Origin of the sequence: Rhizobium etli CFN 42 (assembly GCF_000092045.1) — a bacterium.
GTDB classification, from domain to species: domain Bacteria; phylum Pseudomonadota; class Alphaproteobacteria; order Rhizobiales; family Rhizobiaceae; genus Rhizobium; species Rhizobium etli.
Map to the genome: position 1 here is coordinate 231015 of NC_007764.1, position 19934 is coordinate 250948.

Consider the following 19934-nt stretch of genomic DNA (forward strand, 5'->3'; position numbering starts at 1 on the left):
GATGCGATGTCAGGCCGAGGTCCGCAGCATGAGCTCGGCATTGAGAAGAATGCGGGCCGCCGGCGCGCTAGCAGGACCCTCGCCCTCGCCGAGCCTGCCGAGCAGCATTTCGATCGCGAGCCGGCCGATCTCGTTATAGTTCTGTGCCACCGTCGTGATTGGGGGGCAGGCGTAGCGCGACAGCGGGTGATCGTCATGTCCCGCGACCCGCAAGTCGTAATTGGCGCCATGGCCGACCTTGAGACCGAGCTGGAATGCAGCGGCGATGACGCCGAAGGCGACGCGGTCGTTGGCGCAGAGCACAGTGCGCGTCGGAAAGCCCTGCCCCGACGTCAGGATGCGGGTCGCTTCCTCGAAGCCGAAGCGCTCGAAGTCCCAGCTCTTGCTGTCTGTCAGCTCGACAATGCTGGGCGCCATCTTGAACTGGTCCATCGCTTCCAGATAGGCCGTCTGGCGGGTCAAGGCATTGGTATTGACATGCGGCATGCCGAAATAGCATGGCGGCTCGCCCGAGCGGCAGAGATAATCAACGATCAGGTTGAAACTCTGGCGGTTGTTCGTGCCGACGAAGGAGGATGTCTCGTCGAGCGGCGAATCGACATAGATGAGCGGTACGCTGCGGCCAAGCTCGTCGAGCGTGGCGTGATGAGATTCGACACCAAGCGGCGCGATAATCGCGCCGGCGACGTTCATCGATTTCAGCGTCTTGATCGCCCGATCCTCCATTTCAGCCTTGCCGTCCGACGACAGGACGAAGGCGAGGAACCCGGACTCATTGGCGATCATCTCGATACGGCGGGTCAGCGCCATATAGAAGGGATCGGTCGAATTGGGGATGATGACGCCGAGAATGTTGCTGCGCCGCCGGTTGAGGTTGACGGCGAAGATATTCGGCCGGAAACCCGATTTCTTCAGCGCCTGCTCGATTGTTTCCCGTGTCTTCTGGCGCACCGACATCGGATCGCTGAAATATTTCGAGACGGTGGGACGCGACAAGCCGACGAACTCCGAAAAGTCCTCCATGGTTTTGATCCTCTTTCCCACCATCTGATCTCCTGACGCGGCGTCTCCGACGGTTTCTAGATGACTCATCGCCGGACGAAAAGCGGCCCTGTCGATCACCTGAACCTAAAGGGTGTCGCGCAAAAGTGTGCGCGGTTTTGCGATAACGACACGCGTAAAAACAAAGACCTAAAGCACGGGGAGCGAATCTGAAAGATCGCCACGTGCTTTAGTCTATGGAGAACTGCACCTTCATCGTTGCCGGATCGGCGGACTTTTTGGTGATGAAGGGAAGCACTTCGCCAAGCGGCAGCCGGTGGGACACCAGCTGCGCCATGGCGCCAGTATCCCTCCTGAGAACGTCGAGCGCCTGGGGAATGTTGCGGTTCAGCGAATGAGAGCCGGCGAAGCGGATCTGGCGGCGGAAGATCTCGAAAGGCGCGATGGAAATGCGCTGATCGGGGGCGCAGACGCCGAAGACGAGAACCGTGCCGCCATCGGCGGCGAAATCGATCATGCCTTCGACGACACGGGCGATGCCGGTTGCATCGGCAACGAAATCGAAAGAGCGGTGGCGGCTGGCAAGCGCTTCGGTGCCGGAGACGGCCGTCTCCAGTCCCAGCCGTTCGGCAAAGGCCAGCCGTGCCTCGTTGATATCGGCGACCGCCACCGACGAAACGCCTTCGGCCTTCAGGGAAAGCGCGAGCAGCAATCCGATCGGTCCGGCGCCGAAGACCAGCGCCGTTTCCGTTCCCGCCGGACCGGCCCGCAGGCCGGCGCTGCCAAGACCGTTCAAAACGCAGGCGAGCGGCTCGGCGAGCGCAGCGAGATTGAAGTCGAGATCGCCGATCTCATGCAGGTGGTCGATCCTGACCAGGCTGTATTCGGCAAAACCGCCGTCCTCCGTCACGCCATAGGCCTTCAGATCGCGGCAGAGATTGGTCAGTCCCTTGCGGCAGGCCCGGCACTGCCCGCAGGGAAGATTGGGATCGACGACGACGCGGGCGCCGACCGCAAGGCCGGCGACATCGCCGGCCACGGCCTCGATCACGCCGGCATATTCATGACAGGGTACGAGCGGAAAGCGGCCCTCGCCGTAACGGCCGTAGAGGACGTCGATATCGGTGTGGCAAAGACCGGCGGCGCGCACGCGCACCAGCGCATGGCCGGGCCGCAGTTCCGGCAGCGGCAGCGCCTTGGTGACCGCGACGCCCTTTTCGGTATAGCAGATGGCTTCCATCTCAGACTCCAGACTTCTTGCGCAAGGGCGATCAGCTCATCCAGTTGCCGCCGTCGACGTTGTAAGTCTGGGCAAGGATATAGTCGCTGTCCGATGAGGCGAGGAAGACAGCGAGGCCCTTGATGTCGTCGGGTGTTGCGAAGCGGCCGATCGGAACGGATTTGGCGACGGCGGCCTTCTTCTCGCCGGGCTTCAGCCCCTCCCATTTGGCAAAATGCGCATCGACGATATCCCAATGCTCGCCGTCGACGACGCCCGGCGCGATCGCATTGACGTTGATGCCGTATTTGACGAGCGCCAGTGCTGCCGACTGTGTCGCCGAGATGATCGCAGCCTTGGAAGCGCAGTATAAAAGCACCAGCGCCTCGCCGCGCCGCCCGGCCTGGCTGGCCATATTGATGATCTTGCCGCCCCTGCCCCGGTTGATCATGACGTTCGAGACGGCCTTCATCATGAAGAGCGGCCCCTTCAGGTTGATCGAGAAGACCTTGTCGTAGCTGGCCTCGGTGATCTCGTTGACCGGGGCCATGTCGAAGATGGCGGCATTGTTGACGAGGATGTCTATACCGCCGAACTCCTTGTCGACCTCTGCAACGAAAGTGTCGATGGCCGACAGATCCATGACGTCGAGCTTCATCGCCTTGGCAACAGGGCCGATCGCGGCGGCGGATTTCGTCGCCCGCTCGATATCGATATCGGCAATCACGACCTTGGCGCCTTCCTTGACGAAGGCTTCGGCAAAGCCAAGGCCGATGCCGCGCGCGCCGCCGGTAATCAGGGCGACCTTGTCTTTCAGTCTCATGTCGTTCTCCAGTTCAGCCGGCGCAGACGCCGGAAGTGCGAAATGACGGCTAACCGCCTGACCGGAAGGTCCCGGCAGTCGTGCTGCCGGGACCTTTCCGGGAGGAATTCGCGGCAGACCGCGAGGATGCAAGGCTTACTTCGGGTAGCCGGCCTTCTTCATGTCGCGTTCGACCTGTTTCTGGGCACTGTCGAGAGCGGCATCGACCGATTGCTGTCCGGACAGCGCGGCGGCGATCTGCTGGCCGACGAGCGTGCCGATGCCCTGGAACTCGGGAATGGCGACGAACTGAACGCCGGTATAGGGAACGGGATCCTTGGTCGGCTTGGACGGGTCGGCCGAGAGAATGGCCTTCAGCACGGTATCGGCAAAGGGGGCCGCCTTCTGATATTCCGGCAGGGCGTAGGTCGATTTTCTGGTGCCGGGCGGCACCGCGACCCAGCCCTCCGTCTCGCCAACCTTCTTGACGTAGTCCTTGGAGGTTGCCCATTTCAGGAAGGATTTGGCCGCATCGAGCTTGGTCGAGGTAGCCGGGATCGCCAGGTTCCAGGACCATGACCAGCTCGAGCCGTTCGCGGTGACGGCGACAGGCGCACGCGTGAAGGCGATCTTGTCGGCGACCTTGCTCTGCTTCGGGTCGTAGACGCGGCGGACGTGGCATCGATCCACATTGCGCAATGACCGGTCGAAAACAGCGCCTGGTTTTCGTTGAAGCCGTTCGCAGTCACGCCGGGAGGACCATATTTGGTCATCAGCTCGACATAATCTGTAATTGCCTTCTTCCAGGGCTCGGAATTGATCTGCGGCTTCCAGTCCATGTCGAACCAGCGGCCGCCATAGGCGTTGATCATGGTTCCGAGGAACGCCATGTTCTCGCCCCAGCCGGGCTTGCCGCGCAGGCATAGGCCGTACTGTTCCTTTGATTTGTCGGTCAGCTTCGCTGCATATTCCTTGATCTGGTCGTAGGTCGGTTCATCAGGCATCTTGATGCCGGCGGCATCGAAGAGATCCTTGCGGTAAAGCGTGAACGAGCTTTCCGTATAGAAAGGCACGGCATAGAGCTTGCCGTCGACGGTCAGGCCCGTCTTGATCGGAGCGAGCAGGTCGTCATAGTCGTAATCGGCGCCGAGATCGTCAACGGGCGCCAGCCAGCCCTGCTTGCCCCAGATCGGCGCCTCATAGCCGCCGATGGTGATGATGTCGTACTGGCCACTCTTCGTTGCGATGTCAGTCGTCACCTTCTGGCGCAGGACGTTTTCTTCGAGCACCACCCAGTTCACCTTGTTGCCGGTCTCCTTCTCCCATTCCGGCGACAGTTTCTGCATGATGATCATGTCGCCATTGTTGACAGTGGCGATCGTCAGTTCCTCGGCGCCTGCCAGTCCGGCGGTCGGTGCGAGGCAGGCGACGGGTGCAGATAGGATGCAAATGATCTTGCTCATGTTCTCCGCTCCTCCTTTACGGATGTTCACGAATAAAATTACATGCGTAAACTTTTATCCGCCAACTTGATCGATCTTGTCAAGCGGGTTTGGGGAGGCAAATCCATCTCATCTTATGTCGCTCATGCAAATTTAGGCCGATTCTTCAGCTCGGGGGACGTTCTGCGGCGCAAGATGAAGCAGTCTCTACTCGCTGCATTGCAACATTAAAATTGTCACGCGTCAAATTAGTCTTGACTGCCTTCCGCAAGCAAGTTACGGCGGATCGAGATTTGATGAATGCGGAGAGTGCAGATGCCGATACCCGCATGAGGAGATCGTAGATGCCGTCACAAAGGGCGATTGCGCCGGAAGCGCTCGGACCGACGATCACCGTCGGCGAGATCTTGGTGGAGATCATGGCGACCACAGTCGGCACCGGCTTTATCGAGCCGCAATCCCTGGCAGGTCCCTATCCGAGCGGCGCGCCGGCCATTTTCATCGATCAGGTCGCGCGCATGGGCGGTGCGGCCGGCATCATCGCCGGTGTCGGCGATGACGATTTCGGCCGGCTGAACGTCGACCGCCTGCGCCACGACGGCGTCGATGTGTCGGCCATCGCAATCCATGAAGACTGGCCGACAGGCAGTGCTTTCGTTCGTTACCGGCCGAATGGCGCCCGGGATTTCGTCTTCAACATCGCCAGATCCGCGGCCGGCCAGGTCGGCTTGACCTCTGCCGCCGAGGCTCTCGTCCGGCGCGCCGGCCACGTGCATGTCATGGGAACGGCTCTCACCATTCCCGGTGCCCGCAAGGTGATCCTCTTTGCGGTCGAGACGGTGCAGGCCCGCGGTGGTTCGGTATCGCTGGACCCCAACCTTCGTAAGGAATTGCTGACCGATGACGGCGCGCTGGACAGTTTCAATCAGGTGCTTGCCACAGCCGACCTGCTGCTGCCCTCCGGCGATGAGCTTTTCACCGCCGCCGGCCGCGCAGACGAAGCTGCGGCTGTCGCCAAGCTTTTGGAGAGCGGCATTGGCGAGATCGTCCTGAAGCGCGGCGAACATGGCGCTTCCTTCTTTGGCCGCGGCCTCCCGCGCATCGATTGCCCAGCCTTCACCGTTGACGAGGTCGATCCGACCGGCGCCGGCGACTGCTTCGGCGCGGCCTATCTCACGTGCCGCCGCAAGGGCATGGCGCCGGATGCCGCCCTGCTCCACGCCAATGCGGCCGGCGCTCGCAACGTGACCCGGCTCGGTCCCATGGAAGGCGTCTCCACCCTTGCCGAACTCACGACCTTTATTGCCGAAACCCCGAGGAGATAGACGATGGACCGGATATTGACCCGTCTTGCCGCCGCGCGGCGCGAAGGCAGACCCTTCGGCATCACCTCGGTCTGTTCCGCCCATTCCCTCGTCCTCAGGGCTGCCATCCGGCGGGCGGTGCACGACGGCGGGCCAGTTCTGATCGAGGCGACCTGCAACCAGGTCAACCATCTCGGCGGTTATACCGGCATGAGGCCGGAAGACTTCATCCGCTTTGCCGAGCGCATCGGCGCCGAGGAAGGGCTCGACCGCGCGCAGATGATCTTCGGCGGCGACCATCTCGGTCCCAATCCATGGCGCAAGAAGGGGCCGGAAGCAGCGCTTGAGCAGGCAGAGCTCATGGTCGAAGCCTATGTCAGAGCCGGATTCGGCAAGATCCATCTCGATGCCTCGATGGGCTGCGCCGGCGACCCGGCAGTGCTCGACGACCGGACGATCGCCGAACGCGCCGCAGGATTGGCAGAGATCAGCGAAAGGACGGCGAAAGCGATCGGCGCACCGCCGCCGCTTTATATTCTTGGCACCGAGGTTCCGGCGCCCGGTGGCGCCGATCATGCGCTCGAAGAACTCCGGCCGACCGCGCCGGAGGCCGCTCGTGCAACGATTGCCATCCATCGCGAAATCTTTTCGCGGGCTGGGTTGGAGGAGGCGTTTTCCCGCGTCATCGCCTTCGTCGTCCAGCCGGGTGTCGAATTCGGCAGCGAGAACGTCATTGGCTACAGGCCCGAACTTGCGAGTGAATTGACCGCACTGCTCGACGAGGAGCCGCAATTCGTTTTCGAGGCTCATTCCACGGATTATCAGACGCGCGATGCGCTGACGCGGCTGGTGCAGGACGGCTTCCCGATCCTGAAGGTCGGCCCCGGCCTGACCTTTGCGCTGCGTGAGGCCGCCTATGCGCTCGATATGATCGCATCGGAGATGGTTGCCGGTTACGGCGATAGACCCCTTGCGGCCGCGATGGAGGCGCTGATGCTGGCAGCACCGGGCGACTGGCAGGCCCATTATCACGGCGACGAGACGGCTTTGCGTCTGCAGCGGCACTACAGCTACAGCGATCGTATCCGCTATTACTGGAAAAGGCCCGAGGCCGGCAAGGCGTTCGAGAGACTGCTCGGCGCGCTGCGCGGAAAGACGATCCCGGGGACGCTGCTGCGTCAGTATCTGCCGCAGCTTTCGGCGGCCGAAGTCGGCGATCCCGAGACCATATTGATTGCCGCAGTCGACCGCGTGCTGGCCGATTACCAGAGCGCCTGCGGCACGGCGCCCTGAATTTTCCGAGCAAAAAGAGAGACGCTTGGCTCCCGGGCGGGGAACCCGCCCTCTCCTCTCCGTCGCTTACCGAGTCGTATAGCCGCCGTCGATAACAAGCACCTCGCCGGTGACATAACTTGCCGCCGCCGAGCAGAGAAACAGAGCCGCGCCCGCCACCTCTTCCGGCTGCCCGACACGTCCCATCGGCGTCATGCTGCGCCAGGTCGGGAACCAGTCGGGATTGGCGATGCCGCCGCGCGACATGTCGGTCTCGATATAGCCGGGCGCAATGGCATTGACGCGGATGTTCTCGGCGGCGACTTCGCTTGCCAAGCTCTTCGTCATCATATGGACCGCCGCTTTGGAGGCGTTATAAGCGACCTGGTTCTGCGGAATGTTGGATACGATGCCGGAGATCGAGCCGATGTTGAGGATGACGCCGCCGCCCTGAAGCCGCATCGGTGCAAGTGCTGCGCGGCAGGTGCGGAAGACGGCGTCGACATTGACGGTCATGATCTCGCGCCAGATGGCATCGGAGAATTCCCCGCTGTCGCCATGAATGGCGATGCCGGCATTGTTGACGAGGATGTCGAGCCGGCCCGCCCGTGAGAGGGTCTCAGCGACGAGCGCATCGGCGCTTTTATCTTTCATCATGTCGGCGGCGACGAATTCGCAATCGACCCCGGCCTTGGACAGCCGGTCTTCCGCCGCCGCGTTGGGGGTTCTTCCGCTGATGAAGATTTTGGCGCCCGCCTCGCCGAGTGCTTCGGCGATCGCCAAGCCGATACCGCGCGTGCCGCCGGTCACAAGCGCCACCTGTCCGTTCAAGCGAAATCTATCGAAGATCATGGCCGATTCCTTTCTGCGGTCGTGGGGGCGGCACTTCCTCCTCAGAGGTCGGTGCTCTGCGGCAGAATGACGAGGTCGCGGATCGTGACGTTGCGTGGACGCGTCAGCATGAAGAGCACCGCTTCGGCCACTTCTTTCGGCTCCATCAGACCACCGGCGGCGAGCGCCTCATCGAGCTTCTCCTGCGGCCAATCGCTAAGAAGGGCCGTGACGACAGGGCCGGGTGCGACGGCGCCGACCCGCAAGCCGTGCTTGGCGACCTGGCGCCGGAGGGTATGGACAAAGGCCTGGACCGCATGTTTGGAAGCCGTGTAGATCGGCTCCCAGACCACCGGGATCATCCCGGCGACCGAACTCGTCAGGATGATATCGCCGGTCTTGCGTCCGACCATATGCGGCAGGACGGCGTGCACCGAGCGAAATGCGGCGTTGATGTTCAGGTTGAGCATGCGATCCCAGGCGTCGGGATCGCCGCCAAGCACTTCACCGCCGATATAGGAGCCGGCATTGGCATGGAAAATGTCCAACTGGCCCGCTTTCTCCAGAATAGCAGGCATCATCTGCGCCACGCTTGTTGGATCCAAGAGATCGATGACCAGGGGAATGGCTTTTTCGCCGAGTTTCGAGCAGACATCCCTCAATGCCTCTTCGTTGCGGTCGATCAGCACGACGCGGGCGCCTGATGCAAGCATGGTCCTGGCGCACTCCAGGCCGATACCCGACGCCGCCCCAGTGACGGCCGCGACTTTTCCAGACAGATCCTGTCCCATTTTCTTCCTCTGCTTTCCTGTTGATTTAGGCCCGGCCGTGCGAAATGCGCGATCGGCGTGCCAGCGAGTCGACGATGACGGCCACGGCAAGAACGGCGCCGGTGATCATGTAGCGAAGCGATGACGACAGATCGAGGAGTGTCAGCCCGCTGGCGATCGACTGAATGACGATGATGCCGAGAAGGGCCGAATAGGCGCTGCCGCGCCCGCCGAACAGGCTGGTGCCGCCGATGACCGCCGCAGCGATGGCGTTGAGATTGACGTCGCCGGTGCCGGCCTGCTGACTTGCTGTGGCGAGCCGCGCCGCCGAGAGCACGCCGCCGGTTGCCGCAAGCAGGGCGCATATGACGAAGGCGCTCGCATAGATGCGCGACACATTGATGCCCGAGCGACGGGCAGCCTCCCTGTTGCCGCCGACGGCCTGCATGGAGCGCCCCCATTTCGTGCGGGTCAGCGCATAATTCATGGCGGCGACGAGCCCGACGAAGAGGCCGAACATCCAGGGGACACCACGCGACTGGTTGAGATAGAAGGCAACCGCCTCGAGAACGACGGTGATGATGACGGCGCGCAGAACAAGTCCGCCGACCGATTTTGACGACAGACCGGCCGCCCGCCGCCGCGCCGCAGTGCGGTAGCTGGAGAGAAAGAATGCAATGCCGGCAAAGGCTACGAGCACATAGGCGACAGGATCCGGCATGACCATGATTTGCCCGAAATTCACGAGCCAGGAGCCATAAGTCAGATTGATCGAACCGGTCGATCCGAGAATGTAGAGCTGCAGCCCGAGAACGGCGAGCAGTCCAGACAGGGTTGAGACGAAGCTCGGCATACCGAAGCGGTTGAAAAGGAAGGCGTAGAGGGAGCCGATCAAGGCGCCGACGGCCATGGCGGCGAGGATGGCCAGCACGACCGGCCAGCCCTGATTAATCCAGAAGACACCGACCAGCGCCGAGGCGAAGCCGCTGACGGAGCCGACGGACAGATCGATTTCTCCAACCATCAGGATGCAGACGATGCCGAGCGATATGACGCCGACCGTCGAGCAGTCGAACAGCATGTTGACCAGGTTGGGACTGGAGAGAAACACCGGATTGAGCGCCTGGAATACCGTCCAGATGATCGCCAGGCCGACGATGACGGGCAGCGAGCCGAGGTCGCCGGAGCGGATGCGGTCGATAAAGCCGCGGACCCATCCGGTGAGACTATCCTCATGGCGTACTCGTTCATCGCGCCGGTCGAGAAGCGGAGGTGCTGCCGATTCCTTCTGGATGGTCTTCATCATGGCCTGCCCTCCTCGTGCTCCTGGCCCTGCGCCCTGCGGCGCATCGCGCGACGGGAGACGGAATTGTTGGACGCGCCGGTGATCGCGCTGACCAGCGCTTCGTTGGAGGCATCCGGCATAAAGGTGCCGTTGTTGCGCCCGAGCCGAAGGACAACGATGCGGTCGGCGACGGCCCGCACATCCTCCATGTTATGGCTGATCATGATGACGCCAAGGCCCCGATCGCGCACGCGTTCGATCAGATCGAGCACTTCGGCCGTTTGGGCGACGCCAAGTGCCGCGGTTGGCTCATCGAGCATGATCAGTTTCGGTTCGAGCAGCAACGATCGGGCGATCGCCACGGTCTGGCGCTGCCCGCCGGAAAGCGAGGCGACCGGCTCCCGCACGCTCGGGATTCGGGCCGAAAGCTCGTTCAACAGCTTCCAGGCGCGAATTTCCATGGCAACCTCATCGAGTTGAAAGGGATTAAGCTCTTTGCCGAGAAAGATATTGGCGACGACGTCGAGGTTTTCGCAAAGGGCCAAGTCTTGGAACACGGTTGCAATGCCGAGATCGAGGGCCGCACTCGGGCTCGACAGATCGACCTGTTTTCCCTCGAATAGGATGGTACCGGAACTGGGCTGGTGCACGCCTGCCAATATCTTGACCAGCGTCGATTTGCCGGCGCCATTATCGCCGACGAGCGCCACGACTTCGCCGGCGTGCACGTCGAGTTCAATATCGGTGAGCGCTGAAACCGCTCCAAAGTTTTTCGATATGCCGCGCAGGCTCAGCACGGGCTGACGGGAGGCGTCAAAAATTTGAGGGGTTTCAGACATCGTCTGGCCTTTCGGAAAAAGCGAAAGACCAAGGGGAAGCGCGGCCGGTGAACGGCCGCGCTCCTCCTTGGCGGTGATTACTTGGTGATGCCGAGCTTCTTGCAGCCCTCGGCATAGCGGCCGGTGCACAGTTCCTCGGCCGTGTTGATCTTTTTGTCGATGATCTCGGCCTTGAGATTTTCGGCGGTGACGACGGCCGGGACGAAGAGCTTTGCCGGCGTGTCGTAGAGCGTCATTTCAGCCTTGACCGTTTCTCCGGCGAGCAGTTTTACCGCAACATCGGCCGCGGCCGCGGCGACGATTTCGCTGGGCTTGGAGATCGTGTTGTACTGGTCCCCCGATATGATCAGCTGCAAGGCCGCTATCGTCGCATCATTGCCTGTCACCGGCGGCACGGGATCGACGCCTGCCGCCTTGAACGCGGCGATGGCGCCGCCGCCGGTGCCATCATTGGCGGCGACAACGCCGACAATCTGTTTGCCGAAACGGGTGATCTGGCCGGCTGCCCATTGCTGTGCGTTCGCCGGCTGCCAGTTCGGCGTGTCGTATTCGGCAAGCGTTTTGTAACCGCCGCTGGCGAGACCCTCATGAATGCCGTCCTTGATCAAGCCGGCGGCCGCATCGGTCGGCGAGCCATTGATCTGCAGAATGCCGCCGCCATCCGTCGGAACGCCCTTGGCCTTCAGATGCTGGACAAGCGATTCGGCGATCGCCTTGCCGATTGCCTTGTTGTCGAAGGAGACGTAGAAATCGGCCTTGCCCTTCGGGATCGGGCGATCATAGGCGATGACCTTGACGCCCTGGCTCTGGGCGAGCTGAACGAGGGAGGCGGCCGCCGCCGAATCCACCGGATCCAGCACGATGACCTTGGCGCCCTGGGTGATCGCCGAATTGAACTGTTGCTGCTGCTTGGCGATATCGGCGTCGGCATTCTGATAGATGACCTTGCAGGACGCACAAAGCTTCTTCATTTCCGCGACGAAGCCCGGATGGTCGTGCTCTTCATAACGGGTTGAGCCCTGGTCGGGCATGAGGAACGCGACGGTTGCATCCGCAACTTTGCTTTGTGCAAAGGCGGACGTTCCGCCGAGCAAGGATAGCACAAGTGCCGCGGCGCCTGCCGCTTTTGTCGAAAATTTCATCATTTCCATCTCCTCCCATTGGATAAAATCGTGTAGTCCGTGATTGCAGTGTTCTGCTGTGCCGTTCGGCTGAATGAGCGGCTGTGCCTGTCCCAGCGGTTTGGTGTTTCTGAGGACAAGCGTCTCCTCTCGCGAGCCGCTCCTCGCGCGCTCACGTTCAAGCCTGCGTCAGTTTTCGTTCCTCCTCCTGGTCCTCCCCTATTGCCGTCTTCGGCGGATCTTATGCCGCCTTCGCCACGTTGATATTGTCACCCAACAATCGCCGGAAGCGGGACGGTGTCATGCCTTTTTCCGCGAGGAACTGGCGGTTGAAGTTGGACAGATTGTTGAAGCCAACCTCGAAGCAGATATCTGTGATCGACGCATGGTCGTCGCTCATCAGTATTTGGCAGGCGAGATTGATGCGCAGGCGTTTCACATATTGCACGAGCGACATGCCGGTATGGCGGCGGAAGGCGCGTGAGAAGGCGCCCGTCGATTGTCCGGCGATGGCCGCGAGATCGGTTTCGTCGAAGGATTTCGTCAGATTTTCTCTGATATAAGCGAGCGCCTTGTTGATGCCGGCCGACATATAGCCCGAAGGGTCGGGCAGATAGCTGGGGCTTGCGAGAAGCTGGGCATCCTGCGCCCGGCTGAGCAGCCCGGCGATCATCATGAAGAGCTCGATACGGCGTACGCCCTGAGCCTGCTGCACCTCGTTCATCAGAGGCGCCACCTGCCGGCTGGTCTCAGTGCCGAAGAGCACGCCCCGACGGGATGCTTCGAGGACCGGCTCAAAGGGACCGAGCTCGGGCAGCACCTTCATCGTGTCGCTGATAAAATTCTCGCTGAACTGGATGAGCTGGCATCGAAGCGGAATGCTCGATCCCTTCGGGACATCGCTTATCCAGTTGTGGGGAAGATTTGGGCCGGCCAGCACCAGATTTCCGGGTTCGAACTCCCGATGAAATCGCCGACGAAATAGCGTCCCGTGGTCGCCACGACGAGATGCAGTTCGTATTCCGGATGAAAATGCCAGCGAACTGTGTGGTAGGGATAACCATGCGCCTTCGTTGCGAAGGATTCGCCGGGTCTGATCTGAACGACTTCCAAGTCAGGTTCCATCGTTTCCTCCTCCCAGGGGCGGTTCTACGTCCGCCTGCCAAATTCACTTTTGGCTTTATTATTATGACGAGTGTAGTGGGCTCGCTCCATGCCCGCCACCACGATTCCCGGCCAAAACCGATACTTTTTTGATGATTGACTCCGCGCAGGCGGCGCAAAGACGACAGCAACCTGCCTTTGAGATCGTCCGAAATTTATCTCAGGCGGCCAGGGCGGCAATGACATTTCTGACGAGCGCAGCCGAAGACAGCCGGCTCGTGGCGCAGCTCGGGGCGCCGATGGCCCCGACGCGAACGGAAACCCCGCCGCGCGCATTGGCGATCGCAAACATCGACTCGTCAGTCAAATCATCGCCGATGGTAATCGGACAGCGGTTCTTGAAAGGATCTGACTGGAAAAACCGCTCCAGCGCATCGCCCTTGCTCGACCGTGCCGGTCGGAGCTCGAACACCATCTTGCCGAGCTGCAGCGCCCAGTTCGGTCCGGCAAGTTCCGCATAGTGGTGCATGCGCTCTTCAATCACTTTTTCATATTCCGGCGCCAGCCGGTAATGAGCGGCAACGGCTGCACCCTTGTCCTCGATCAGAACCCCCGGATAATGCTCGGCTTCTGCGATCAATGCATGTTTCAGCGCCTGAAATTCGGGTGTCGCCTCCAGCGTGTGCAACCCGGCGGCGCTCCTGATTTCGGCGCCGTGCAGGCCTGCCGTCGGAAATGCAAAGGGTTTGAACAGCGCGTCAGCATAGGCGAGCGAGCGGCCCGTGACCAGCGCCAGGGCACCGCCGAGCTTGTTCGACAGGCGGTGAAGTTGTCCGGGAAGTGCTTCGGGAACCTCGATCGAATCCGGTGTTGGTGCAAGATTGAGCAGCGTTCCGTCGATGTCGAGGAACATCGCCCAGTGATCAGGTTCCTCCAGCACCATTGAAAGCATTTCCTGGGTAGCGGTGTCGTTCTGCACGGTATTCTCCAAACTCTGCAATCATTGAAGCTAGGTCGCCGACCGACGAGGGCAAGATGAGTTAGTAAGCTCCGGAACATCCAGAGGCTGGTCGGCGTTTTATTTTGCTGCCTGCTCGACTCCCGCGGCGGGAAAGGGACATCGATGGCCAAACGCAATCCGGAGCCCCGTGACGGGGCGAGTGCCCCATTGGCGCATGGCGCGATGGTCCTGCCGTTGGTAACGATCGACGACTACAATAATGAACTGCGTGACAAGAACGGCTTCGTTGGCGACAACGCCAACAAGAAGACCTTTCAGCAGAAGCTCGAGGATTGGAGAAAACATGTCCGCAAGTTCGGAGACGATCCGCTCGGCAAGGTCGAGACGACGAAGCTTTCCAAGAAAAAGATCGAGTCTCTCCTGAAGGGAGACGACATGGAGGCCGCCGCACTGATCATGGGCGCGGTGGAGGACTTCGCGCAGGATTTTGCCGAGGTCATCAAAAAATTCCTCAAGGACGAGCGCTGGTCCAAGACCGAGCGCATCGTCGTCGGCGGCGGCTTCAGGCAAAGCCGCTTCGGGGAGCTGACGATTGCCAGGACCATGGTTCTGCTCAAGGCGGCCGGCATCGATATCGAGGTCATCCCGATCGTCCACCATCCCGACGAGGCTGGACTGATAGGCTCCGTCCACCTCATGCCGTCCTGGATGTTCAAAGGCTATGAGGCGATGCTGGCCGTAGATATCGGCGGCACGAACGTCCGCGCCGGAGTCGTCGAGTTCGGAAAGGAAAAAAAACCGCATTTTGCCGATGCGAGTGTCTGGGAATCAACGATCTGGCGTCACGCCGACGACGAGCCGAGCCGCAGTGCGACGATAGAAAGGCTGGCGGCGATGCTGCAGGAACTGATCGATAAGGCGGAAAAGGCCAATCTCAAGCCGGCCCCGATCATCGGGATCGGCTGTCCCGGTATCATCAATGCAGACGGCTCGATCGAACGCGGCGGACAGAACCTGCCAGGCGGCAATTGGGAAAGCGACAGCTTCAACCTTCCCGCCGCACTGATGAAGGCCATTCCCGTAATCGGCGGTCACAGCACATTCGTGATGATGCACAATGACGCCGTCGTGCAGGGCTTGTCGCAGATACCTTTCATCGACGACGTATCGACATGGGCGGTGCTGACCATCGGCACAGGGTTGGGCAATGCCCATTTTACCAATCGCGAGGGAATGAAAGCACGATAGCCCGACCAAGGACGGGAAAGCGGCCGACAAAGCAATGATCATGTCACCCTCCTGCGCTCGCACCGCAATATGGAGTAGGCCGGCGTTGTGTCGCCTTATGGTAAACAACAGGTAAACAACGAGGAATTCTGCAGACGGAAGCAAATTCGCCCATCGGTTCCGCTACGCAGGTGCAAGTTTCCGGAGGAGCGGGTCGGCGTGGGACCGTTCACAACGACTTCGATCATACCTCTCCAGCCATGATTCGCATAGCGCGAGCCTGTCCAATCCTCACAGTCGATGGTCGCGACCGTGTTCCCCTCTGCGCCCAGCTCAGCTGCGGCCGCAATTCACGACTCCTGTAATACGCATAGTCCGAACAGAATGCGGCAGTCGTATCCGCGGGCATGCCGTCGCATTGTTGCCGCCGCAAACGCCACCTTGGGAGCAACGCTTGATTGAACCCCTCTCCTTTTCCGCCGTCCATGGAAAAGATGGTGATAAAGTCGGCGGGCGGTTCTCCGCCGGTTCAAATTGCGCTTATCTCTCCCACGCAAGCTCACATGCAGACGAAAGATGGAAGATGAATTTCAAGGGAATAAGCGCTCCGCTCAATGCCGGTCGTCTCGAACAAATGCTCGGCCTTGCCCCGTCCCGTCGCGATCCCGAATCCCAAGATGGAAATGTCAAGTCTTCCTGCGTCGAGCCCGCCCGCGGCTTGGAAGCTGAAAGCCTCTGCCGTTCGTCTGCCTATAAATAAGATGCTGATCTGCCTGGTCGGTCTGTGCCAAGCGCCGTTACCCTGCGATGAATCGGCGGTGGCTTTCGCGTCCGTCGAGAATCTACGGCGATATGTCGGGCCGGCTTCGGCGATGCGGGGTCGCCGCCGTTGTCAGCTGACAATTGCGCTAAGATTCCGGAATTCCACATAATTTTTTCGATGAATTCCGCTTGTTATATATTGGCTAACCAAGAAATCGCTTGACGGAATCGCCAGACTCACGATCAATTTGCGCAAAATTGCCCGATTTATCAGGATTTGCGTGAATGCCGACCAAGGCCGCGATTGTTGAGAAAGCCAGAAGAGCGAGTCAAGTCTCGATCGACGAGACGATTGCGCAGGACTCGACGATGCTCAGCAGCCAGCTCCAGGTGCTGTTCGAGCGGTTGTTTTCGCCCGATGCCCGCAAATCGCTGCGGCGGTTCAGCAGCACCGAGGCCGCCAAGCTGCTCGGCGTCACCGACAGCTATGTTCGCCACCTCACCGCCCAGGTGGAAAGTATCAATCCCGAAAAGACGGCGGCCGGCCGCCGTGTCTTCTCGCTCGAAGAAATTCATGCGATGCGCCAGCATCTGGGGCGCACCAAACCGTCCTATCTGCCGACGCGCCGGCCGGGCGACCATCTCCAGGTCATCGCCGTCACCAATTTCAAGGGCGGATCCGGCAAGACGACAACGTCAATCCATCTGGCGCAGTTCCTGGCGTTGCGCGGCTATCGCGTTCTCGCCGTCGACCTCGACCCGCAGGCGTCGATGTCGGCGATGCTCGGATATCAGCCGGAATTCGACGTCGGCGAAAACGAGACGCTTTACGGCGCCATCAAATATGACGAGACGCGCCGCGACGTTGGCGACATCGTCCGCCAGACCTATTTCCCCGGTCTCGATCTCATTCCGGGCAATCTCGAACTGCACGAGTTCGAGCACGATACTCCAAAGGCGCTGGCCGACACCAACCGTGATGACAAAGACATGTTCTTCATGCGGGTCGGCAATGCGCTGCATTCGCTGGAGCAGAGCTACGACGTCGTCATCATCGATTGCCCCCCTACCCTCGGCTTCCTGACGCTGTCTGCTCTCTGCGCCGCGACTGCCGTGCTGATCACCGTTCATCCGCAGATGCTCGACGTGGCGTCGATGAACCAGTTCCTGACGATGACCTCCGACCTTCTGGCGGTCGTCAAGCAGGCAGGCGGCAATCTCGAATATGACTGGATGCGCTATCTGATCACCCGTTATGAGTCCAATGACGGTCCGCAGGCGCAGATCGTCGCCTTCCTGCGCAGCCTGTTCGGCGAGCGGGTGCTGACGTCCATGATGGTCAAATCGACGGCTGTCTCGGATGCGGGCCTGTCCAAGCAGACGATCTACGAGGCGGGGCGCGAGACGATGCATCGCCAGACCTATGACCGCGGCGTGGAATCTGTCGACAGCGTCAATGCCGAGGTCGAGCAACTCATTCGCAATGCATGGAGCAGGACATGAGCCCGAAAGGTCGCGACATCCTGAAGAGCATGGTCGGCTCCGTCGAGCCGGCACGACCGGAGGCGCCGAGCGTGCCGCCCCCGCATCGACCGTCCGGCGCGGTCAAGGCGATGAATCTGTCGCTCGGTCGGCTCGGAGAGGAAGCAGCGGCCGCCAAGGCGCTGCGCGAATCCCTCGCCTCCGGCGACAAGGTGCTGGAGATCGATGCGGCTGCAGTCGAAATGTCGTTCATTCGGGATCGTATCCCCGTCGATCAGGATTCGGAATTCGAGCGGTTGAAGCAATCTATCCAGGACAGCGGACAGCAGGTTCCGATCCTTGTGCGGCCGGATCCTGTAAAGGCTGGGCACTATCAGGCCGCCTATGGCCATCGGCGCCTGCGCGCGGCCGCCGAACTCGGCGTCCCGGTTAAGGCTGTGGTGCGCAAGCTGACGGACGAGGAGCTGATCCTTGCTCAGGGTCAGGAGAACGGCCCTCGCGTCGACTTGAGCTTCATCGAACGGGCGTTGTTTGCGCGCCGCATGGATGAGCACGGGTTCAGCCGTGACATGATTGCGAGGGCGCTGGCGACGGATAAGCCGGAAACTTCGAGGCTGCTGCAGGTCGCGCAGACGATCGACCCGGAGATTATTCTGGCCATCGGACCGGCCCCAAAAGTCGGCCGTCCCCGCTGGCTGGCCTTCGCCGAAAAATTCAGAGAAACAGGCGGTCAGAAGAAAGCGCAGGCGGCAATCCGCGCCGCCAGTTTCGAGGCGCTGGAAACCAACGGCCGCTTCGATGCGGTCTGGAAGGTGTTGGAGGAGAAGAGCCCGCCGCAACGCGACGAGCAGACCCTTCGTACGTCAGCGGGCGCGCCGCTTGCTTCGGTGTCCCGCGCCGGCAAAACCTTTCGCATCACCGTCAAATCGGCGGCGTTTTCGGAGTTCCTGGCTCAGCGGCTGGCAGGTCTCGCCGTTGAGTTCGAAGAGGAAAATGATAGGAAATGAGCCAGTTAGACGAATTGTCAGCTGACAATTTGAACAGGAGATAACGCGCAAAAGAAAAAAGCCCCCGAACGTCACCGTCACGGAAGCTTTCCTCGTAGTCTTGAACACCTCCGAGAATCGCACTTCCAAGAATCGCTGTCAAGAGCTTTTGGCGCCGTTTTGGCGAGCGGATTTCTTTTGCCTCAGTGAGGTGGAAGAGATGGAAACCGGAATTATAACGACGCCCTTCGGGCGGCGGTCGATGACGCTTGGGATGCTTGCAAGCCAGGTCGCCGCAGGCGAGATCAAGCCCGATCAATCCGTCGACAAGTGGAAATTGTTTCGTACGCTGTGCGAAGCAAAGCCTTTGCTCGGCATCACCGATCGCGCGCTTGCCGTGCTCAATGCGCTCCTCAGCTTTTATCCGAAGAATGAGCTGGCGCAGGACAACGGCTTGATCGTCTTCCCGTCGAATGTGCAGCTCTCGCTGAGGACGCATGGCATGGCCGAACAGACTGTCCGCCGGCACCTCGCAGCGCTCGTCGATGCGGGTCTTCTGGTGCGCAAGGACAGCCCCAATGGCAAGCGTTATGTCCGCAGGGACAGGGCAGGGGAGATCGACGAGGCCTTCGGCTTCTCGCTGGCGCCGCTGCTTGCCCGCGCCGAGGAGATCGAGCAACTGGCGGCCGCGGTGATGGCGGAGCGGCTGCACGTTCAGCGCTTGCGCGAACGCATCACGCTTTGCCGTCGCGACATTGCGAAGCTGATGGAAGCGGCGGTCGAAGAAGACGTTGAAGGGGATTGGAAGGCCCTCTACCAGCTATTCCGCGACTTGGTGGAAGGTTTGCCGCGCTCGCCGACGACCGCACAGCTCGAACAGCTGCTGGATGAATTGACGGCGCTCAGGACCGATATCCTTAACCGGTTGGAAGTTCGCGTTAAAACGACAAAAGAGCGCGGCAATGCCTATTATAACGAGCGTCACATACAGAATTCAAACTCCGACTCCACATCTGAATTTGAACCAGGCTTCGAAACGAAGCAGGGCGCGAGGCCGGAGCAAGACAACCGGCGAGGGGGCGTGACGATAGACGAGAAACGGCACGGAGCTCCTGATCAGCCCGGGCAGGAAGAGCGGCAAAGGGGAGGGTCGGGCGGTCATGATGATGCCGGCGGATTGAAATCCTTCCCGCTTGGTCTAGTTCTGCAGGCCTGCCCCGAAATCCTTGCCTACGGGCCGGATGGCGTGATCCGAAACTGGCGTGACCTGATGACGGCAGCGGTCACAGTTCGATCGATGCTGGGCGTCAGCCCGTCCGCCTATGAGGAGGCGGCAAGTGTGATGGGCGCGGAAAATGCCGCGACCGTAATGGCGTGCATCCTGGAGCGCGGGGGCCACATCAACTCCGCCGGCGGCTATCTTCGCGACCTGACGCGGCGAAGCGAAAAGGGAGAATTCGCGATCGGTCCGATGTTGATGGCGCTCCTGCGGGCAAAAGCGCCGGCCGGCCGAAAGGCGGGATAG

At 60.9% G+C, this 19934-nt stretch carries 16 protein-coding genes and 2 pseudogenes; 7 read left to right on the forward strand and 11 right to left on the reverse strand.

The genetic code is table 11. The features are described 5' to 3' along the window. Positions 1-9 precede the first annotated feature (9 nt). The 4 genes and pseudogenes from RHE_RS23945 to RHE_RS23960 form a co-directional block, all read right to left on the reverse strand. Complete coding sequence (locus tag RHE_RS23945; RefSeq protein WP_041678980.1) at positions 10-1023, reverse strand: LacI family DNA-binding transcriptional regulator; 1014 nt, start codon at positions 1021-1023, stop codon at positions 10-12. Between the two features lie 208 nt (positions 1024-1231). Continuing rightward, positions 1232-2242 carry a zinc-dependent alcohol dehydrogenase family protein gene (locus tag RHE_RS23950; protein WP_011427843.1) on the reverse strand — a complete coding sequence of 337 codons (1011 nt, stop codon included), beginning with the start codon at positions 2240-2242 and terminating at the stop codon, positions 1232-1234. Positions 2243-2273: 31 nt separating this feature from the next. Next, positions 2274-3044, reverse strand: a complete 771-nt coding sequence (locus RHE_RS23955; protein WP_011427844.1) for an L-iditol 2-dehydrogenase — start codon at positions 3042-3044, stop codon at positions 2274-2276. 135 nt (positions 3045-3179) lie between these two features. Beyond that, positions 3180-4486 (reverse strand): annotated as a pseudogene (locus tag RHE_RS23960) (ABC transporter substrate-binding protein). 323 nt (positions 4487-4809) lie between these two features. On the opposite strand from RHE_RS23960, the gene RHE_RS23965 reads away from it, so the two are divergent. Continuing rightward, the gene (locus RHE_RS23965; protein ID WP_011427845.1) at positions 4810-5790 is read left to right on the forward strand and encodes a tagatose kinase; all 981 of its coding nucleotides are present in this window, start codon (positions 4810-4812) and stop codon (positions 5788-5790) included. Positions 5791-5793: 3 nt separating this feature from the next. Beyond that, positions 5794-7062 (forward strand): D-tagatose-bisphosphate aldolase, class II, non-catalytic subunit, encoded by a 1269-nt coding sequence (locus RHE_RS23970; RefSeq protein WP_011427846.1) that lies wholly within the window; start codon positions 5794-5796, stop codon positions 7060-7062. Positions 7063-7128: 66 nt separating this feature from the next. Here the strand turns inward: RHE_RS23970 and RHE_RS23975 are convergent, their stop codons facing one another. From RHE_RS23975 to otsB, 7 genes and pseudogenes are all read right to left on the reverse strand, one after another. Beyond that, positions 7129-7893, reverse strand: coding sequence for an SDR family NAD(P)-dependent oxidoreductase (locus tag RHE_RS23975; protein WP_011427847.1), 765 nt, complete (start codon positions 7891-7893; stop codon positions 7129-7131). A gap of 41 nt (positions 7894-7934) precedes the next feature. Beyond that, positions 7935-8663 carry an SDR family oxidoreductase gene (locus RHE_RS23980; RefSeq protein ID WP_011427848.1) on the reverse strand — a complete coding sequence of 243 codons (729 nt, stop codon included), beginning with the start codon at positions 8661-8663 and terminating at the stop codon, positions 7935-7937. Positions 8664-8688: 25 nt separating this feature from the next. Next, on the reverse strand, positions 8689-9948 hold the full coding sequence (locus RHE_RS23985) for a sugar ABC transporter permease (RefSeq protein ID WP_011427849.1): 1260 nt from the start codon (positions 9946-9948) through the stop codon (positions 8689-8691). Further along, a complete protein-coding gene (locus tag RHE_RS23990) occupies positions 9945-10766 on the reverse strand; it encodes an ATP-binding cassette domain-containing protein (protein WP_020922918.1) in 822 nt (273 codons plus the stop codon). Before RHE_RS23990 ends, RHE_RS23985 begins: the two co-directional genes overlap by 4 nt. Before the next feature lie 77 nt (positions 10767-10843). Beyond that, positions 10844-11917, reverse strand: coding sequence for an ABC transporter substrate-binding protein (locus tag RHE_RS23995; RefSeq protein WP_187331737.1), 1074 nt, complete (start codon positions 11915-11917; stop codon positions 10844-10846). Between the two features lie 211 nt (positions 11918-12128). After that, a pseudogene (locus tag RHE_RS24000) lies at positions 12129-13012 on the reverse strand (AraC family transcriptional regulator). A gap of 199 nt (positions 13013-13211) precedes the next feature. Next, on the reverse strand, positions 13212-13991 hold the full coding sequence (otsB, locus tag RHE_RS24005) for a trehalose-phosphatase (RefSeq protein ID WP_187331738.1): 780 nt from the start codon (positions 13989-13991) through the stop codon (positions 13212-13214). A 123-nt stretch (positions 13992-14114) separates the two neighbouring features. On the opposite strand from otsB, the gene RHE_RS24010 reads away from it, so the two are divergent. The 5 genes from RHE_RS24010 (at position 14115) to repC (ending at position 19934) form a co-directional block, all read left to right on the forward strand. Continuing rightward, entirely contained in the window at positions 14115-15200 is a 1086-nt protein-coding gene (locus RHE_RS24010; protein WP_011427854.1) for an ROK family protein, read from the forward strand. Positions 15201-15633: 433 nt separating this feature from the next. Next, positions 15634-15939 (forward strand): hypothetical protein, encoded by a 306-nt coding sequence (locus tag RHE_RS33845; protein WP_011427855.1) that lies wholly within the window; start codon positions 15634-15636, stop codon positions 15937-15939. A 287-nt stretch (positions 15940-16226) separates the two neighbouring features. Next, positions 16227-17444: a plasmid partitioning protein RepA gene (gene repA / locus RHE_RS24015; protein WP_011427857.1), complete on the forward strand. Its 1218-nt coding sequence runs from the start codon at positions 16227-16229 to the stop codon at positions 17442-17444. Continuing rightward, positions 17441-18430, forward strand: a complete 990-nt coding sequence (gene repB / locus RHE_RS24020; protein ID WP_020922922.1) for a plasmid partitioning protein RepB — start codon at positions 17441-17443, stop codon at positions 18428-18430. The genes repA and repB overlap by 4 nt, the downstream gene beginning before the upstream one ends. Positions 18431-18629: 199 nt before the next feature. Next, the gene (gene repC, locus RHE_RS24025) at positions 18630-19934 is read left to right on the forward strand and encodes a plasmid replication protein RepC (protein ID WP_011427859.1); all 1305 of its coding nucleotides are present in this window, start codon (positions 18630-18632) and stop codon (positions 19932-19934) included.